Below are 17883 nucleotides of genomic sequence, written 5' to 3'. Positions count from 1 at the left end.
AGTTTTTTATGAAGTCCATTGTTGGCAAAATATTACGGGGGCGTTATTTTATTGTCAGAGAATTAGGTAAAAGTAATGCGAGTATTACTTATCTAGCTGAAGATAGAAGTAAATCGGAGCATCAGCAATGTGTTATTAAACAACTACAACCTCAAATTAGTAGTTTTTCTTTAAAATCAGAACCTCAATTATGGCATAATTTAGAGAAATTATTTATTACGGAAGCTATTACGTTAAAAAGATTAGGAAAACATCCTTATATTCCTCAATTATTCGATTATTTTGAACAAGAAAAACAATTTTATTTTGTTGAAGAGTTTATTGAAGGTCAAAATTTAGAGGCAGAAGTTCAAGAACATACTTTGAATGAAGCTGAAGTTATTGAGCTTTTAAAAAATGTTTTAAAAATTCTTGATTTTGTGCATCAACAAGGAGTAATTCATCGAGATATTCGACCTTCTAATTTAATCCGTCGTTCTGACGGTTCAATTGTTTTAATTGATTTTGGTTTAATCAAAAACTTAACTTTACCAATTAATAATTCGCCAGCAGATCCGCCTACTGTTGTTTTGGGAACTTTAGGTTATACTCCTCCAGAACAAATGGAAGGAAATCCTCATTATAATAGCGATATTTATGCTTTAGGTAAAACTGCAATTTTCGCTTTTATTGGTTCTTTACCGAATTCTAATTTAATTTCTGCCAATCCTTTATCTCAAGTAGAAAAAATAGATTTAGCTGGACTTGATTTTAGTACCAGATTAACTACAATTCTGCGAAAGATGCTTGAACCAAATTATCGCGATCGCTATCAGTCGGCGGTAGAAATTTTAACAGAATTAGAAAGAGAAGAAAATGTGATTACTCTTCCTCCTCCATTTATAGTTAGTCCTCCTTATACAGAAATCCCGCCTAGAATTTCTAAAAATAAACAACAACTAGCTTGGAAAAAAATTTTAGTTTGGATGTTATTAATTTTGCCTTTTATAGGAGCATTATTACTTTTATTTGCTGGTCTTGAAAAAAATTTGTATAGAAATTTTGCTTTATATATTAATAATCAATATAATCTTGAGATCAGATATCCAGAAAATTGGTCATTTGAAGAATTAGAAGACCCTATCACTGGAGAAGTAGTTGTTTTTTATTCTCCTTTAGAATCTGAAGCAGATATATTTCAAGAAAAAGTTTCAGTTACGGTGGAGGAATTAACTGAAGATTTAAGTACTTTAGATGAATATAGTGAAAGAATTACTGATAGTTTAGCGAGCAATAAAGATGCTACTTTATCTATTTATAGTCAACAAAAAACTAAACTAGCTCAACTACCTGCTCGTTCTTTACTTTATTCGAGAATTGAAAATGGTATAAATCTCCGTCAGATGGAAACTTTTACTATTAAAAATGATAAAATTTATATCGTGACTTATACAGCAGAACGAGCTAAATATTCTAAATTTTTAGATACTGCTAAAAAAATGATTAATTCCTTTAGTTTGACAAAGATTTAATTACCTCTTTAGCAATAGTTTCTGTACCATCTTTAGCTAAAGTAGAACTTAAACGAGGAGATAACAGCGGTTGTCTCAGAAATTCCCAATTTCCTTGCCAAAATTGCTCGGGAGTTATAATTTGATGCTGGGAATAATTAGTAATTCCTTCAAGCAAAAAAGAAGCTTCGGCAAAATCTTGACGGGTTAAAGATACAATTGGTGTTTCTAAACGTAAAGCTTCAGCAAAAGTACTATAGCCTGGTTTAGAAATTACTCTGCCACAAATCGGCATAAAATCAACTGGACGATAGTGATTATCTGTAATTTTAATTAGGTTTGGTAAGTCTGGTGCTTGTCGGTCAAAAGTAATAAATTGCCAATCAGAAAATTGAGATAAATTTTGATACGGAATAGCTTGTAATCCTAACCCGCCAAAAGTAAGTAAAATAGTTTTTTCTACAGAAGTTTTAAGATTAAATTGAGCTTGTAATTGTTCCGAAGTATAACGAGGTGTTCCTCCAGTTAAACCCACATCAATGATATTAGGAAAAGCACTCATTGGTTCATGAAGAGGAAGACGAAAAGTGCGATCGCATTTTTGGTAACAAGATTCAATCCAAGTTACAATTTCTTGAAAGGGTTCTCCCCAATTCCGATAGATTAAATCCCAACCAAAATTACTCATCATCCAACAGGGAATATCCGCAGCTTGTGCGATCGCAGTAGCTAAAGGTGGAATATCAGCTAAAATTAAACTAACCTCGTTTTGTCGGATAAAATCAACTTCTTCCTTAATAATTTCCGTTTGTTGTTGTTTGATAGCTTGCATTTTGGCTAAAGTTGCTGATTTATCCATTGTCAAACTATCGCTTTGAATTACTCCCACATCAAATACACGGGGATGATAATCAAAATCCCCTTCTACATAAGACTGCAATAACCATTTGGGTGCAACTGTAGCAAAAATGAGGCGAATTTCAGGACAAAGTTTTTGAACTGCTGCTGCGACAGAAGCGGTACGAACAGCATGACCAAAACCATGACTGGTAATTGCAAGATAAAGTACAGGTTGAGACATAAATTTCACTGACAATTTGTACTTCTAAAAAGTATCAAAACTTAGTCAAGTTTAATTGAGATTGTCATGGCATTTTGAGAATTTTTTGAGGTTAAACACCACAATTAGAAGAATTATTAGGAACACGTTGAGTATTATCGGTAGGATAGCGAGTCAAAATCACTGTACCATCAGGATTTTTTACTATTCCCCGTGCAGGATAAATCGCACCTTGAGATGTCATAATCGGTGGATATTGTTCTTGTAAAGCTTTCTCGTCTACTTCTCTTCTCCCCTGCACCTGAGCATTTGGTACTACAGATTGACCATTGATAACCAAGTTTTCAGCAGGAATTGGTTCAACAGGTGTAGGCGGAATACCACCTTTTCCTTTAACTACAAAAGAATTAGTTCTACCAGCGAGGATATCTTGTGCTGTTTGAGTAGCATCGCAGACTCCAGCAACTACTTGATCTGGTTCAACAATATTTTCTGGTGTTTCCGAGGTTTCTTGAAAAGGATCGACATCAGGAGTGATAATTTCAACAATTCCATCAAATTGTGCGCCCAGTGCAGAACTAGCATTGATATCGTTAGTAATGGGATTTAAAGGACGTTCTTCGATACCAAAAACAGATTGAGCGTTAATTGTGATCTTGCCACCACTTCCTTGTTGAGCATCGGCAATGATATCGTTGTTTTGATTAGGGAAAGCGACAATAAAATCAGTATCAATATTTATATTGCCCCCGTCGGCATTATTTAAAGCTCGTGCAGAGATCAGACTGTTGTTTTGTATAGTCAAATTTTCATCAATATTGAGAATAATATTACCACTTGAATCTGATGTTGTTTCGGCTAATAATTTGGCATCATTAAGAGACAAAAAATTGGTATTAATTTCTAGATTGCCAGAATTACCTTGACTAGATTTACCAACATTAATAACAATTTCACTTTTTTCTTCTAGTGCCACTTGATTATTAGCATTAATCAAAATATTTCCTGCATTGCCATCCCCAACAGTATCACCTAATATTAAAGAATTACCTGTAAGAGATAAATTATCTGTATCAATCTCAATATTGCCTCCATTTCCTTTTGCACTCTCTTGCACCTGAACATTTAACTGAGTTATTTGATTATCAGGATCATTACTACCATCTAAAGAAAATTGTTCAGTAGCATTAATCTTAATATTTCCTGCGTTACCATTCCCAGCAGTATAAGAAAATATTGAACCATTGTTAATATCTAATGTTTGAGTATTGATAATGATATCTCCTGCATTTCCTTGAGCAGAGTTGCTTACTGTACTAAATATTTCGCTTTTTCTTTCGCCTACTCCTTCGAGTGTTACTTGATTATCAGCATTTATAACAACATTTCCTGCATTACCCTTTCCAGCAGTATCAGCAAAAATTCTTGCACCACCTTTAAGCACAAAATTACCAGTATCAATTTGAATATTGCCTCCGTTTCCTTCTGCTTCCTCTTGTACCTGAACATTTAACTGAGTTATACCAAAATTAGTATCATTACTCCCATCAAAATAAACTTGTTCATCAGCTTTAATAGTAACGTTGCCTGCATTACCCTTTCCAGAAGTATTTGAAATAATAAAAGCTAAATTTTGAGCAGATAATGATGATGTCTCAATATCTATATTTCCAGCATTACCTATCCCTTTGATTACTTGGTTGAGAAAGTCTCCTCCATTAAGCTGAATTTCATTAGCTTGAACTTTGATATTGCCTGTATTACCTTGTCCATAAGTTTTAGCAATTACCCCAGCGCGAGCGCTAATTTGTAATAAATTAGTATTAATAAAAATTGACCCTGCATTCCCTATCGCAGTACTATTAGCTTTAGGATTTCTATCTAAATTGCGATCGCTCTCTAGACCTGGACGTAATCCGACTAAATTACGAATTGCAGTATCGTAGTCATTAAACTGTAATAGATAGGGATTACTATCAACAATTCCACCACTTCCAACTAACTGAACTGAATCAGTAGCATTAATCGTAATATCTCCTGCTTGTGCAGTAGGAAAACCGCTATCTTCAGCTATACCTGCATATAATTCACTTTGCTCTAATAAACTTAAATTACGAGCATTAACATTAATAAATCCACCACCATCAGCAGCAACATTTACTCTTGATTGTCCCGTTAATGATACATTTGCTCTAGCAATTACATCAGGAAAAGTTAAACTACCATCATTATTAATCGTAATTGTTCCCGCTTCAGATAATCCTCCTAATTCGACTCTTCCTCCTGGTGCAGTTATTCCTCCAGCATTTTCTAGGAAAACGTTACCTCCAATTAAAGCTATAGTTTTACCAGGATTAACTTCTAATCCAACTGAATTGAGAATAGTAAACTCAACTCCTGCCAAAGCTGGATTAACAGTTTCATCAAGCACTGTTTCAGTTAAACCAAAGTTAGAACGATTAACAATATCCCCAGGTTCATTACGAAAACCCAACCCAATCGGCGCATTAATCGTTAAAATCGGTTCTGCCTGCGTATCCGTCGCACTAAACTCTACGCCATCGGGAAACAAAATACTATCAGCAGTACTTCCATAAAACGAACCACCAATATCTAAACTTGCACCTTCACCAAAAACAATCCCCGCAGGATTGATTAAAAATAAATTCGCACTACCCGACGCTCTTAATAACCCATCAATTGAAGAAATATTCCCCCCTGTAACGCGATTGAGAATATTAACTACATCAGATGCATTGTTAAAAAAAGCCTCGCTGCCAGTTGGTACAGAAAAGTCTTTGAAACTATGAAATAAATTCCCTCCCCTAGTTGTTCCTCCGTTAATTTCAACTCCCGTAGCTGTCGGAGTTATTTCTGTAGGTGTGGGAAGTGTACCATCAGAACTAATTGATTGTGCCGTCACAGGATTATTTGCAATTAACAAACAGCAGGAAAAAAAACTAACCTGGAAAAGAGAAGAGAAAGCTTTATTCATTTTTTAACTTGCTCAGAGAAACTTTTTAAACATTCAGATTTCCTGTGATTTTACCAATTTTCCTTGATTAGGATTTAATTTAATTAAATAAAATAAACTTTTTTATTAATATTTGCGCTTAGTTGACACTCCGCACGAATAAAGTTCGTGGGATTCTTGGTTCACTGACTCAACTTACTTTGGCAGGTATTACTACCAACCAGAATAGAGGTTGTGTCTCCCCAAGCGTTTAGGTCTAATATCTCATTAGACCAACTTCCGATATGCCCTATCGTAGCTTTTTGGAGAATGCACAATGAGGCTGCGTAGTCTCGGTCTAGTACTGGTATACCGCAATCACATACATGAGTACGAGTAGAAAGAGATTTTTTAACTCTTTTACCACACCCAGGACAGTCTGACGTGGTGTAGTGCGGAGGTACGGCAATTGTTAGTCTGCCATACTTCAAACCAAAATACTCAATCCACTTTCTTAATTGTGACCATGCAGCGTCATTAATACTTTTAGCTAGTTTTTTATTCCGCACAAGGTTTTTAACCTTTAAATCTTCGTAGGCAATTAAGTCGTTTGACTGTATTAAACGGAGTGCTTTTTCTTTAGCAAACTCTTCTCGCTGCCTAGTTACTTTTAAATGAGCCTTGGCGTATTTGTTCCTAGCTTTAATGTAATTCTTGGACTGTTTTTGATTCTTTTTAAACTTCCTGCTTTTTCTTCTGTTCAGTTTATTTAATCTTTTTTCTGCTTTCCTATAGTATTTAGGACACTCAACTGTTTCATTGTTACTATCACAATAGAAATATTTTAAACCAACATCTATTGCTACACATTTTTTAGTAGGTTCTAGCTGTAACGTAATATCTCTAGGGTCGAGTTTAAGCATTAACTGAACGAAATAGCCATCGGCTCTCCTGATTATTCGTACTCGTTGAATTTGCCATTCTTGGAAATACAATAAATCTCGACTCCCAATTAGTTTTAATTCACCAATGTTTTTACCATCAGTGAAAGTGATTCTTTTGGTGTCTCGGTTTAATTTCCAACCTGACTTTTTAAATTCAACTGAACGAGTACGTTTTGAGTATTTGGGGTAGCCCTTTTTGCCTGGAATATTTTGCTTGCAGTTAGTATAAAACTTAAGAATAGAAGTCCAAGTACGTTCGCAAGCTTGTTGACAAGCAGTAGAGTTAAGGTCTTTGACAAAATCAAATTCATTTCTAAGCACTGTCGTGTATCGATAAATATCCTTTTGTCCTATGCCTTTGTTGTCTTCCCAATAACGAAGACATTTATTTCGCACGAATTGAACTGTACGAATAGCTTCGTCTATTGCTCGGTATTGAGATTCTTTTCCTCTAAGCTTGTACTCTAAAACAAACATTTTGCGTAATCGACCAACTACGTAATTAATGATAACATAGTTTCAAGCCACAGCCCCGTTGCCGAGTCGTTTTTGATCCAACGGCTAAAGCTAGTTGGCTTTCAAACATCCCGTTTTTTCTGTAAAGCTTGCCACTAGGCGATCGCGATGGGGATAATTGAAAAAGAAAATAGCAAGGCAATTACTCCAGTAAACGCTCTAGTTTTTTATAGACTTCATCGTCATTTCGTTTACCGACTAAAATTATTTCTACTAAATCCTCTTTTGATTTAAATCGATAAACGATGCGATATTCACCACTATCTACCCGATAAAAACCAGGATATCCTTTCAACTGTTTACTATCAGTCGGTAAAGGGTCAACATTTAGAGATAAGATTTTTTTGGCAATTTGAGCAGCAATCTTGGGTTGTAAGCCTTGTAAGAAATCTAAAACTCTTTTTAATCCATCGAGTTTAGCCATTAGCTAGTTTCTCTAAAATAGCCGTAAATTCTTCACTTCCCATCATTGAAGATTGGCTTAGTGCGGTTTCTGCTGATGAACCTAAATTTAAATCTTCTAATTCTTCGAGTCTATTTATGAGTTGCTGATAAGTTTTTGCTGAGAGAATGACATGGCTAGGTCGTTTTTGCTTAGTTACTAGCACTGGTTCGACTGTAGCTTGATCAAAAACTTCACCGTGTTGATTTCGAGTTTGTGTCAAGGTGTAGCTTTTCATTTCTCAAATTTACTGTCTATTTTGTACATAATAGCATAAATGCACATTTTTAAGGTTAGGGGTTAGAAAATTATCCACCTTAGCAACAGCACTATCTAATTCTTTAACGTCAATGAAATATATCCAACAGTGTTTCTAATTCTTTCTTATCTTTTTCTCTAGAGCGTTGAATTTCTTCTTGTGTCTGTTGCCAAAACTTTCCACCAAATTTACCAGCAATTTCTGCAAGGGGATTATTTGTAACTGGCTTTTTTTCTGGCTGTCGATCAGAAATTTTATTTGTTGTCATGTTTGTTGGCTATGAGGATGTCAGTTACTCTGAAAAATATTTTGTACCATCGCTTTATCCACACTCGCCGCAGCTTTATCTAATTCCTCGACTTCACCAGCATCCAAAAACCAACCAAGCGCACCAATATTTTCCTGTGCTTGTTGAAGACTTTTTGCGCCAGGAATGGGAATAGTTCCTTTACAAATACACCAGTTAATAGCCACTTGGGACATAGTTTTGTTTTTAGATTGGGCAATTGCTGCTAAACAATTCAAAAGCGATCGCGCTCCTGATAGAATTTGTTTACCGACTAATCTCCGCAATCCTGTAGGTAAATTATCTTTTTCTGAATATTTTCCTGTTAAAAATCCTAATGCTAGAGGACTATAAGCAATGAGTTTTATTCCTAATTCATCACAAACCTCTTTGACTCCTAATTCAGTAACGGGATAGGTAGAGAGTAGAGAATATTGAACTTGTAAAGTAGTAATGGGAATGTTGCGGTTATGAAATTTTTGATAAACTTGTTTAAGTCTTTTCGGGCCATAATTGGATAAACCGACACCTTTAACTAATCCTTGTTCGTAAAGCTCTGCCAAACCATCTAATAATTGCCACTCTTGCCAAGGAAAATAATTTGCCGTCGACCAGTGCATTTGAACTAGATCAATTCTACCTAGTCGTTTAGCAGAAGCTTTGCCCGCAGCTACCATTGCACCTCTAGTTAATCGCCAGGGATAAGGAGCGAGTTTAGTTGCTAAACAAATATTGGCTTGGTTTTTGCCTATATATTCCTGGGAAAATTTACCTAATAAGATTTCACTACGACCATTCAGTCTACCTGTACCATAGGAATCTCCTGTATCAAATAAAGTTACGCCATTTTCCACACAAAGATTAAAGACTTGCTGTAATTGTTCGTCCATACTTTGCTCGTATCCCCACAGCAGTCGATTTCCCCACGCCCATGTTCCGCAACCCATAATAGGTAGAGGCAGTTGTTGATTAGTTTGCATTGTTTATTTAGAGTGGTGACTACTCCCTGGTAAAAACGAACTAAAAATGGTAGACGAATTTATGACCGCCCACCATACTACGAGACTTATTCTGTTAACGTTATGTTTGGGAAAAGAGAAGGCTATTTGTTGAAAAAATCCCATCGACTTGAGCGATGTTAGAAACAAAGTCGTGGGAATGTCAACTTAGATTAGATATTAAGAAAACCAGTAAAAAAACCAAGAAGAATCAAAAATAGAGGAGCTATGACTAGTAAACCAGTCAAGGTTGTTTTTGTAGATGGAGTCATATTTTCACGAGGATTTAACTCAGAAGTTTGACGTGAGGTTGTTTTCATATTGACCTGCTTGTTAATATTTTGTATATCATTTTACCTTGCATTAATCCATGAAATTTAACATCATTCCATAGAAAGATTTTTATTGCTTTCAATTAATGATTTTAGCTGTTAGTTACCAATAAGTACCTACGCAAAATTTAATTGTATATTTTGTCCCAAAGTTTATAAGGATGTTTTCTACAGCTTTAACTAAAGCAGAATAGCTCTCATAAGCATTGATTTCTAGCCATTGGTATTTAAACAGGTTAGTTCTCAACCTCCTGCGATCGCTCTATTTGTCAACGATCCAAAGCGTTTTAATGAAGGCTATCATCGTTATATCGACCGACAATTCCGTGAACAATTGGGTTTTTCTGGTACACCGATCCGTTTATTTTGGCGTGGCAAAAAAGTCCGTGATCTCGAAAGAAATACTGCCAATCGGGCAACTAAAGTTTAATCTGACTAAAATCAAAAAAGTTATCAATCAGTTGTTTCAGCCTCAATCAAAGGCTGTTTTTGCAATACCTTTTTTTCTGGTTTAGTTGCGCCACTAACTATTAACATCGGAATTCGCACTTGAAAACAACTGCCCACATCTAGTTCACTGCTGACTGTAATTTTTCCGCCATGACTTTTCGCGATCGCAGTGGCAATAGCTAATCCTAAACCAGTACCTCCTTCACGACGAGAACGAGCTTTATCAGCACGCCAAAAGCGGTCAAAGACAAACGGAATTTGATCTGGTGCAATTCCAATTCCTGTATCTTTAACACTCACAACTACATAACGGTTTTGTTTGTGAAGATGAATCCTAACTTCTCCTCCAGCAGGAGTGTATTGCAGTGCATTTTCAACTAAATTAGAAAAAAGACGAGTAAGTTGAGATTGGTCGCCTAATACTAATACTTCTAATAAAAAATCAGCTTTTAAAGCTATATCTTTATTTTGGGCGAAAGGTTCAAGCAGAGTAATAATATTTTGAAGAATGGTATTAAGCAAAACAGGTTTTTTCTCGCGGTCAGGAATAACTACTGCCTTATCTGTTCGGGCTAAAAACAGCAAATCTTCAATTAAATGACTCATTTGAGTAGTAGCACTAGCGATCGCAGTAATTTTTTTAGCATCTTTAGGATGGATTCGTTCGGGATGAGATTGCATCACATCGACAGAAGCTTTGATCGCAGTTAAAGGCCCTCGTAATTCATGGGATGCGTCAGCAGTAAATTGTTTAAGTTTTTGAAAACTTTCTTCAATTGGTTCGATTGCTTTTTGAGCTAACCAAAAACCACCTAAACCGATCAAAATTAGAGTCATCAATCCGCCAAAAATTAATACCCAAAAAAGTTGAATTTGAACGGCTTCAATTTCTTCAATTGACTGACTAGCTCTAATATAACCTTCTAAAGAAGGCTGATCAGGACTAGAACCATCTTTAAAAACTGAAATAGTATAAGCACGAACAGGAAATTTTGTTTTTCTGTGTTGAAGATTAGCTGCGCCAGTCACAGGAGGAAGTTCTAATTGAATAAACCCTTTACTTCCCAACAAATTACCTTTGGCATCAAACCATTCTAAACTTTGTTTATCGCGGTTAAAAATATCTCGCCAAGGAACTTTATCTACCTGATTGAGATAACTACTACCTGTTTTTTCTACTTCGGTAAAAGCGGGAGCAGCAGATTGAGCTAAGGTTAATAATTTTTTGTCTAACTGACGGTAGAGATTGCGACTAAAAAATACATAAACACCCATGCCAAATACACTTAAAATTGCTGCCATTACTGTTAAGTAAGAAAGAAGCAGTCGCCAACGTAAACTTTGAAACATAGCCAATAATTTAATGAAAGTAAGCTTTCAATTACCTAAACAAATTGATCTTTTATTGTCATCAGCTATCCTCTACACCTAAAACAATTATCAGTTATCAGTTACTAATTACTAATTACTAATTACTAATTATGAGGGATGAATAATTAACCTCACCGAAGGTGCGCATAGCGACCAACCATCAACCATCAACTATTAACGCTCAACCAAGGAAATTAACTGTATCTCATTAATCTGAGAACCGCTATATTATTGGTGAATAACCTCTTTACAAGCAGGGCTAAAAAATAAACGACTTTTTTTTCTGCTAAATTGTTTCGTTTCGTTTTTTATTCTGGTTGTTCTTTAAGTCGATAACCCAAACCATAAACAGTTTCAATCAGATCGTGGGGAGCGCCTGCTGATTCGAGTTTTTGTCTTAAACCTCGAATATGAGCTTTGACAGTTGCCTCTTCTGGTACTTGTTCAAACGGCCACAGATGTTCTAGAATCTGAGCGCGACTAAATACTCTTCTGCCATTACGTAAAAAGAATTCCAAAAGTTTATATTCTTTCGGACTCAAGGGAAGCAATTCTTCGTGATAAAAAACTTCACAAGTACTGGGGTCTAAACGTAATTCTCCCCAAGTAAGAACAGGAGGAGTACTAGAACCACCTCGGCGCAATAAAGCACGAATGCGAGCGGATAATTCTGGTAATTCAAAGGGTTTAACTAAGTAATCGTCAGCACCAGCATCTAAACCTTCTATTTTATTATTTAGAGTGTCTTTGGCTGTGAGCATCAAAATAGGAGTTTCGTGACCTTTAGTTCTCAGTTTACGACAAAGAGTAATTCCATCCATTTGGGGAAGCATTACATCAAGCAAAACGAGATCGTAAGTAAATACATCTAAAAGTTCCCACGCAGACTGACCATCATAAGCTGTCTCTACGGCATAATGCTGATCTGAAAGATATTCCGCGATCGCATCACTAATACGCTCGTCATCTTCAACTACGAGAATTTTCATCAAACTACCTCTCTATTTTAGAAACTTTCTAGTCCAAGGCTTAATAGGAAATATTATCGTATGTAAATCATTTAGGACAATCATAACTATTCTTTAAGTAGTTAATATTACTAATTTTTAGCTTGATTTAAAACAAAATCCTGATATTTTCAAAACTTTAATTATTTTTGTGAGTTGATTATTACTTAGTTAAATATACCGTTTCTTAATTTACTAGGTAAACTTAACTTCTGAGTCGGGCCTTAAAAAAATTAAATCTGTACCTCATCAATTTTAGAATTGCTAGATCTCGATTATTTCCTTTACTCCAAGCTAGAGATCAATTAATAACTTTTCTAATTTTAGTGGGAGCAGTTTCAAAGTATTGCTTTTGATGGAGTTTTTCTAAAATTTTTTTTGTCTTAATGAACAATAACAAAGTTAATTAAAGAAAAATTATTGTCATGTCAGAACCCAAAGCAGAAGCAAAACGCATCTTAGAAACTAAAGACAATCTAGCAAACGTTCTTCCTACTGCTCCAGAACAACAAAAACCAGTATCAAGCGCACAAGCATTAAAAGAAAGATTAGATTGGGGAGAACCAGCATTTACTATTGCGGATGCTCGCGACCGCGATTCTTTTAATACCGAACGAATTTTGGGTGCTGTACCAATCGACTCTGAAGAAACTTTAGGTAGATTGATGAATAGTCTTTCTACTCGTCGTGAACTTTATATTTATGGCGATAATGACGAACAAGCACAATCAGCAGTCGAGCAATTTGTTTCAGCAGGTTTTGAAAATGTTTCTCGTCTTCAAGGCGGATTAGCCGGTTGGAAAGCAATTTCTGGCCCTACTGAAGGTAGAGTTGCTTAATTTGATTGATTCAAAAGAATAGGAAAAGCGTCAATTTAGGGGTATGGCATTGCTATACCTCTATTAATTATCATTAGAAATTTATCTATCAAATTGACTTAAATACTAATATGAAATACTTAAATGTTTGCTACGAATGGTTGAGGAGGATAGAAAAAGACTCGGCGACGTGGGGATTAATGTGTAGCATTCTTTTTTCTATTTCATATAACTATAATTATAAAAATAAACTTGATTTGATTAACAATAATTCTAATTTAATCTTTCATCAAATTTAAAATACTTCTCTACAAAAAACTAAATTTGAAATTGAGAGAGGGTGCAATAAGCTGCCATTGAATTAAAAACTTATCGCACCTGAAATTAAAATTTAAGAATTTCTGGTTCATAATTTTCGGGGGTGGGTATAACTTGCCAAACTAAACCTTCACCTGCCTCTAAACCTACTTCTAAAGCAAGTTCTTCTACAGCAGTAGTAGCTATATCTTCATTACCTTCAAAAGCTTCTAAATCTTCTGTGAGCAATCGTAAAATTGTACCGGCAGGAATTAAACCCCCAAGAGCTAAACTACGCAATTCAAACCGCCATAAACCATCTTCAAGATCTAAAGGGATAATTTTTAGTTCATAAGGTTGATTAGCAATTGTTAATTGTTTAGCTAAAGCTATTTCTGAAGGAGCATCAAATTCATCAATTACATTGTTTGCACCTCTAGCACCTACCATACTAGGTTGAAATTCTACTTGTCTCCAACCGAATTCTTCAACGACATTAGCTACTTCTGTTTTTAACCACTCAACAACTGAACCTTTCACAGGTAAACCACGACGTTGTTGAACTAAACGTTTTCTCCAACTTTCTGGTTTGATTAAGGCAGCCCAAAATTGAAAAGGAATTGCCATTCTAGGTAATAAAATATCTACATTACCGAGACGTTGAATCAGGTTATTGGCTTGAGTAGCAGACATAGCTGGTAAAGCTGCAACTTCTACTTGAGTAACTTCTTCAGGACAAAGTTCCCAAGCTAGTAAGAGAACATCAAGGTCAGTAATTAAATGATCTTCTGTTAAACTATAGGTGCGATCGCTTGCTTGATATTGACCTACTGTTTTTAATTTTTGATGAGTTGTATAACCCCAAACTCTAACGTAGTTATCATCAAGGTTTACTTGTACGGCTAAATAATAATCTCCTGTCCATTGAGGAAGATCAACCCATTCTTGAGGAACTCTTATTTCGCTTAAGTCATCAGCTTCACTAGGAATAATTACTAATTTGTGATCACCGACAGCTAGACTAGTACCATTAACTACTTCCCAAATACTAGCTAAAGAAGCTTGACTAGCAACTTTAACAGCACGAGTTTGTTCTTCTCTTAACCAAGGCAAGACAGCACTAAGGGCAACTTGATTCAGATATACTTGCCAACGACTAGTAGGAGTAGCAGCAGCTTGACTATCTCGCCAGGCTTCTTGTTTAATTTTGTCAGAAAATTCTAAAACTAAATCAGTTGGGTTAAAAAGAGCTAAATCGGACATTTTGGCATTCCTCCAGGTGTGTTTCTTAACTATATGTGCTGTAGTGACCAGCTAACCATTCTTCTAAAAGTGTGCTTATGCCATTGAGTACGTCCGAGGTGAGGGAGATATGCAGAGTATCTTTACTCCATTGTGCGAGGGATTTGAGTAATGTTTTTCTAGCTCTTGATAATTTGCGCGATACATTATATTGTTGCGTATTAAGCTCTTTTGCCATCTCAGTTTGAGTCATTGAGCGAGCGTAGTACAGTTCTAACAATTTCTGTTCATCGGCATCCAACTTTTGCAAAGCTGTGATTAAAACTCCATTGATTTGAGATTGTTGTTGATTACGGTCAGCTTGTTCTTCTTCAACAATCATTTCTGTCAGTAGCGAGTCATCTATTTGCCCAGGCAGATTATCAATTATTTCTCCCGAACCTTCGCCTGAACGAGGTAAATTAATTGAAGTTACCGTCGGATATAAATAAGCACGTGCAGACTTGACACAAGCTGTCAACCATTTTTCTAAAATTTCAGCATTAACTACTTCTGTAGCGTTAGGTAATTGAACTTTACTTTCTTGTTGATACAGTTTAACAATCTGTTCCCAAGTTTGTTGGTCTGGTTTAGACAATCGACGAGTTGGGGTCGCTTGATTAGGAACGTAAAGAGTTTTGAGACAATTCCAAGCCAAAACGTAACTAGCAATTGTATCTTTAGTTAATCCTGCATTTTTGAGAGATTCTTCCAATCTTTTTTGACTGAGTTTCCGTAATAAAGCCCAATCAGAACAAATATCAACCTCTTGTTTCTGTCTAAGTAACTCCCGAATCAGATTACTAAAAGTAATACCGGCGTAATTTTTGAGATTGTAACCTTGTTTAGGATTAAAACCTTTGAGAACTTTATCAATACCAGCGATCGCAACTTGAAAACAATCAGAAATTGTATATTGGCTACTAGTAAAGCCAGTCATCGTTTTATTAGTAGACCAAAAACAAACTTCTTGCAGGTAAGCAGACAGATGTTCTCTTGCTAAACCCGTAGGCTCATTTTGCCATGACTTATGCCAGTAAATAGCCCAAAAGTTTTCCGAAATTTCTTTCGAGGAGGCTTGCTCAAGATGTCGTTTCATGTTGCGACGCAAGCGGGGGTCGGTCGCCCAATGATTAAAGCGGTCAAAATCAAATTGAATAAAAGTTGAAAATATTTCAATTATGCTTTGGCGAGGAACCATTAATCAATTTAGTTAGATTATTATAAATAACTACTATATAAAATCTTAGTGTGCGACTCGTTCCCATAAAATAAGTATAAAAACTTAAGCATTGAGGTTTAGTCACAGTAATTTTTTTGATCTTAGATCAAGAATATTAATTCTAAGGATTCAAAGAAAATCTTCTCTAATTTTCGATAAAGCAAAAACACATTCCCGCCCTCGGTTGGCTCTAACAACTTAGTCGAACCTACGAGGACGGAAGCGCATCTAAAAAATGATAATTATCAGTTAATTAACCATCATTTGTTGAAATTGCTCGCGAAGTTGAGAATCTTGTTGTAAAGCTGTTAAAATTTCATTAAAACGAGGAATTTCTAATCCTTGTTTGTTGATAGCTTGAGTCATATCAGACTCAGTTGTTTGTCTGATTTCAATTATTTTTGCTTTAGCGTTTTCAAAACTTTGTTGTTCTTCGGTACTGACATTTGTAGTATTATTGTCAGATTCAGAATTTGGCTGTGATTTGCTAATTTCGATAAATCTTTCTGGACTTAAACCTTCTCCTTCAACAGCTTGAACCATTTTAACTTCGGAGCTTTTTTGAATTTTTTGAACTTCTTGGTAAGCTTGAGCAAATTTTTGTAGTTCTTGTTGGCTGACCTCTTTTTCTGTCTCCGAATTAGAATCAATTGGGGTTTGAGGTACTGTATCTTGACTATAGCTTGGTTGGAAACTCGAAAAGAAGACTGTTGTACAAGAAAAGCCAACAGCTAACAAAGTAGACAAAGTTAGTCGATTATACTTCATGACAAAATGTGTTGAGAGTAGTGCTTGGAACGAACCAGGCAGAAAGTTGAGAAAAAGTTTTCTCAACAAACAAGTGTGATTGCCTTAAAACAATCAAAATTAAATAATTAAGTTTTATTGTCCTTCAGCAGGAGCAGGTTCAGTAGTTCCTGCACCACCTTCAGGAGCAGCAGTACCACCATCAGTAGGAGTGTTAGTGGTTTGCTCACAAGCACCCAAAAGAGTAGTTAAGCCTAAAACTAACCCAAGAGTCATAACTTTGATGGAATTGAGTTTCATATTATAAAGTCTCCTTGATTGATTTTGATTAGCACAATTATAGATAGAAATTTTATTTTAAGTTAAAGATAAAAAATAAAAAACTAGATATCGATCAGACAAACTCACTCTCAGTTCAAAAGTAAAATTTTAGGGAATTAAATGGCAGACCAATTGATTAGAGCAACCGCAGCCGATAATGGTATTAGAGCCGTAGGGGTCATTACCACTCGTTTAACGGAAGAAGCAAGGGCAAAACATCAGCTTTCTTATGTCGCTACCGCAGCTTTAGGAAGAGCAATGTCTTCTGGTTTATTACTTGCTTCTAGTATGAAGCGTGAAGGCTCACGAGTAAATCTGAGGATCAAAGGTAATGGTCCTTTGGGAGGATTGTTAGTTGATGCTGGTTTAGATGGCACAGTAAGGGGTTATGTTGGTAATCCTAGTATAGAACTACCTCCAAATGCGATCGGTAAATTAGATGTAGGTAGAGCAGTCGGTAATGAAGGTTATCTCTATGTGGTTAGAGATGTGGGTTATGGTTATCCTTACTCTAGTACGGTTGAGTTAGTCTCAGGAGAAGTAGGCGATGATGTGGCTAATTATTTAATTAATTCAGAACAAACCCCTTCTGCTTTACTAGTAGGAGTGTTTGTTGGAGCGCAAGGAGTTACGGCTGCCGGAGGTTTATTATTACAAGTGTTGCCCAAAGCTGCTCGTGATGAATCTTTAGTCGCTTTATTAGAAGCTCGTGTAAGTCAACTAAAAGGCTTTACTCCTTTACTGAAACAAGGTAAAACTTTGACAGAAATTCTGGACGATTTACTAGGAGATTTAGGCTTATCAATTCTGCCAGAAATTCAAATGGTACGTTTTGATTGTAGTTGTTCTTTTAATCGTGTTTTAGGTGCTTTAAAAATGCTAGGAGAAGCAGAATTACAAGACATGATTGAAAAAGACGAAGGAGCAGAAGCAACTTGTCAATTTTGTGGAGAAGTTTATCAAGCGAGTAAGGAAGAATTAATTCAATTAATTGAAGATTTAAAAACTGAATCGTTTTGAACTAAACAACCAAATTTAAAGGTTAAATTGAACTTTGAGCAAATTAAAAACAACAAGTAATTTTACTGA

17 protein-coding genes and 1 pseudogene are annotated in these 17883 nt (G+C 35.6%); 4 read left to right on the top strand and 14 right to left on the bottom strand.

Annotated features, from left to right (window positions below; translation table 11 throughout):
• The first annotated feature begins 8 nt into the window (after window positions 1–8).
• Window positions 9–1511: a serine/threonine-protein kinase gene (locus STA7437_RS10320; protein ID WP_015193326.1), complete on the top strand. Its 1503-nt coding sequence runs from the start codon at window positions 9–11 to the stop codon at window positions 1509–1511.
• Here the strand turns inward: STA7437_RS10320 and STA7437_RS10315 are convergent.
• From STA7437_RS10315 to STA7437_RS10280, 8 genes are all read right to left on the bottom strand, one after another.
• Window positions 1492–2571, bottom strand: coding sequence for a hypothetical protein (locus tag STA7437_RS10315; RefSeq protein ID WP_015193325.1), 1080 nt, complete (start codon window positions 2569–2571; stop codon window positions 1492–1494). The genes STA7437_RS10320 and STA7437_RS10315 overlap by 20 nt on opposite strands.
• Window positions 2572–2662: 91 nt before the next feature.
• Window positions 2663–5545: a two-partner secretion domain-containing protein gene (locus tag STA7437_RS10310; protein ID WP_015193324.1), complete on the bottom strand. Its 2883-nt coding sequence runs from the start codon at window positions 5543–5545 to the stop codon at window positions 2663–2665.
• A gap of 161 nt (window positions 5546–5706) precedes the next feature.
• Window positions 5707–6924, bottom strand: coding sequence for an RNA-guided endonuclease InsQ/TnpB family protein (locus tag STA7437_RS10305; protein WP_015193323.1), 1218 nt, complete (start codon window positions 6922–6924; stop codon window positions 5707–5709).
• Window positions 6925–7105: 181 nt separating this feature from the next.
• Complete coding sequence (locus tag STA7437_RS10300) at window positions 7106–7387, bottom strand: type II toxin-antitoxin system RelE family toxin (protein WP_015193322.1); 282 nt, start codon at window positions 7385–7387, stop codon at window positions 7106–7108.
• Window positions 7380–7643 (bottom strand): type II toxin-antitoxin system Phd/YefM family antitoxin, encoded by a 264-nt coding sequence (locus STA7437_RS10295; protein WP_015193321.1) that lies wholly within the window; start codon window positions 7641–7643, stop codon window positions 7380–7382. Before STA7437_RS10295 ends, STA7437_RS10300 begins: the two co-directional genes overlap by 8 nt.
• 109 nt (window positions 7644–7752) lie before the next feature.
• Entirely contained in the window at window positions 7753–7932 is a 180-nt protein-coding gene (locus STA7437_RS10290; protein WP_015193320.1) for a hypothetical protein, read from the bottom strand.
• A 20-nt stretch (window positions 7933–7952) separates the two neighbouring features.
• Window positions 7953–8930 (bottom strand): aldo/keto reductase, encoded by a 978-nt coding sequence (locus tag STA7437_RS10285; protein ID WP_015193319.1) that lies wholly within the window; start codon window positions 8928–8930, stop codon window positions 7953–7955.
• A gap of 191 nt (window positions 8931–9121) precedes the next feature.
• On the bottom strand, window positions 9122–9268 hold the full coding sequence (locus STA7437_RS10280; protein ID WP_015193318.1) for a hypothetical protein: 147 nt from the start codon (window positions 9266–9268) through the stop codon (window positions 9122–9124).
• 244 nt (window positions 9269–9512) lie between these two features.
• Here STA7437_RS10280 and STA7437_RS10275 point away from each other — a divergent pair.
• Window positions 9513–9710: pseudogene (locus STA7437_RS10275) on the top strand (ribosome biogenesis GTPase Der); the annotation flags it as partial.
• Between the two features lie 23 nt (window positions 9711–9733).
• On the opposite strand, the gene STA7437_RS10270 reads toward STA7437_RS10275, so the two are convergent.
• Window positions 9734–11080, bottom strand: coding sequence for a sensor histidine kinase (locus STA7437_RS10270; protein ID WP_015193317.1), 1347 nt, complete (start codon window positions 11078–11080; stop codon window positions 9734–9736).
• A 329-nt stretch (window positions 11081–11409) separates the two neighbouring features.
• The gene (locus STA7437_RS10265) at window positions 11410–12090 is read right to left on the bottom strand and encodes a response regulator transcription factor (RefSeq protein ID WP_015193316.1); all 681 of its coding nucleotides are present in this window, start codon (window positions 12088–12090) and stop codon (window positions 11410–11412) included.
• 443 nt (window positions 12091–12533) lie between these two features.
• Here STA7437_RS10265 and STA7437_RS10260 point away from each other — a divergent pair, with 443 nt between their 5' ends.
• On the top strand, window positions 12534–12947 hold the full coding sequence (locus tag STA7437_RS10260) for a rhodanese-like domain-containing protein (protein ID WP_015193315.1): 414 nt from the start codon (window positions 12534–12536) through the stop codon (window positions 12945–12947).
• A 363-nt stretch (window positions 12948–13310) separates the two neighbouring features.
• Here the strand turns inward: STA7437_RS10260 and STA7437_RS10255 are convergent, their stop codons facing one another.
• The 4 genes from STA7437_RS10255 to STA7437_RS26570 form a co-directional block, all read right to left on the bottom strand.
• Complete coding sequence (locus STA7437_RS10255) at window positions 13311–14486, bottom strand: DUF1822 family protein (RefSeq protein ID WP_015193314.1); 1176 nt, start codon at window positions 14484–14486, stop codon at window positions 13311–13313.
• Between the two features lie 25 nt (window positions 14487–14511).
• Entirely contained in the window at window positions 14512–15705 is a 1194-nt protein-coding gene (locus STA7437_RS10250; protein ID WP_015193313.1) for a sigma-70 family RNA polymerase sigma factor, read from the bottom strand.
• 270 nt (window positions 15706–15975) lie between these two features.
• Complete coding sequence (locus STA7437_RS10245) at window positions 15976–16494, bottom strand: DUF4168 domain-containing protein (RefSeq protein ID WP_015193312.1); 519 nt, start codon at window positions 16492–16494, stop codon at window positions 15976–15978.
• A gap of 114 nt (window positions 16495–16608) precedes the next feature.
• Complete coding sequence (locus STA7437_RS26570; protein WP_015193311.1) at window positions 16609–16773, bottom strand: hypothetical protein; 165 nt, start codon at window positions 16771–16773, stop codon at window positions 16609–16611.
• Window positions 16774–16914: 141 nt separating this feature from the next.
• Between STA7437_RS26570 and hslO the strand changes: the two genes are divergently transcribed.
• Window positions 16915–17814 carry an Hsp33 family molecular chaperone HslO gene (gene hslO, locus STA7437_RS10240; protein WP_015193310.1) on the top strand — a complete coding sequence of 300 codons (900 nt, stop codon included), beginning with the start codon at window positions 16915–16917 and terminating at the stop codon, window positions 17812–17814.
• Window positions 17815–17883: the final 69 nt, after the last annotated feature.

Origin of the sequence: Stanieria cyanosphaera PCC 7437, from assembly GCF_000317575.1 — a bacterium.
GTDB classification, from domain to species: domain Bacteria; phylum Cyanobacteriota; class Cyanobacteriia; order Cyanobacteriales; family Xenococcaceae; genus Stanieria; species Stanieria cyanosphaera.
Note: the sequence above shows the minus strand (reverse complement) of the source record. Positions and strands in the feature narration are given on the sequence as shown.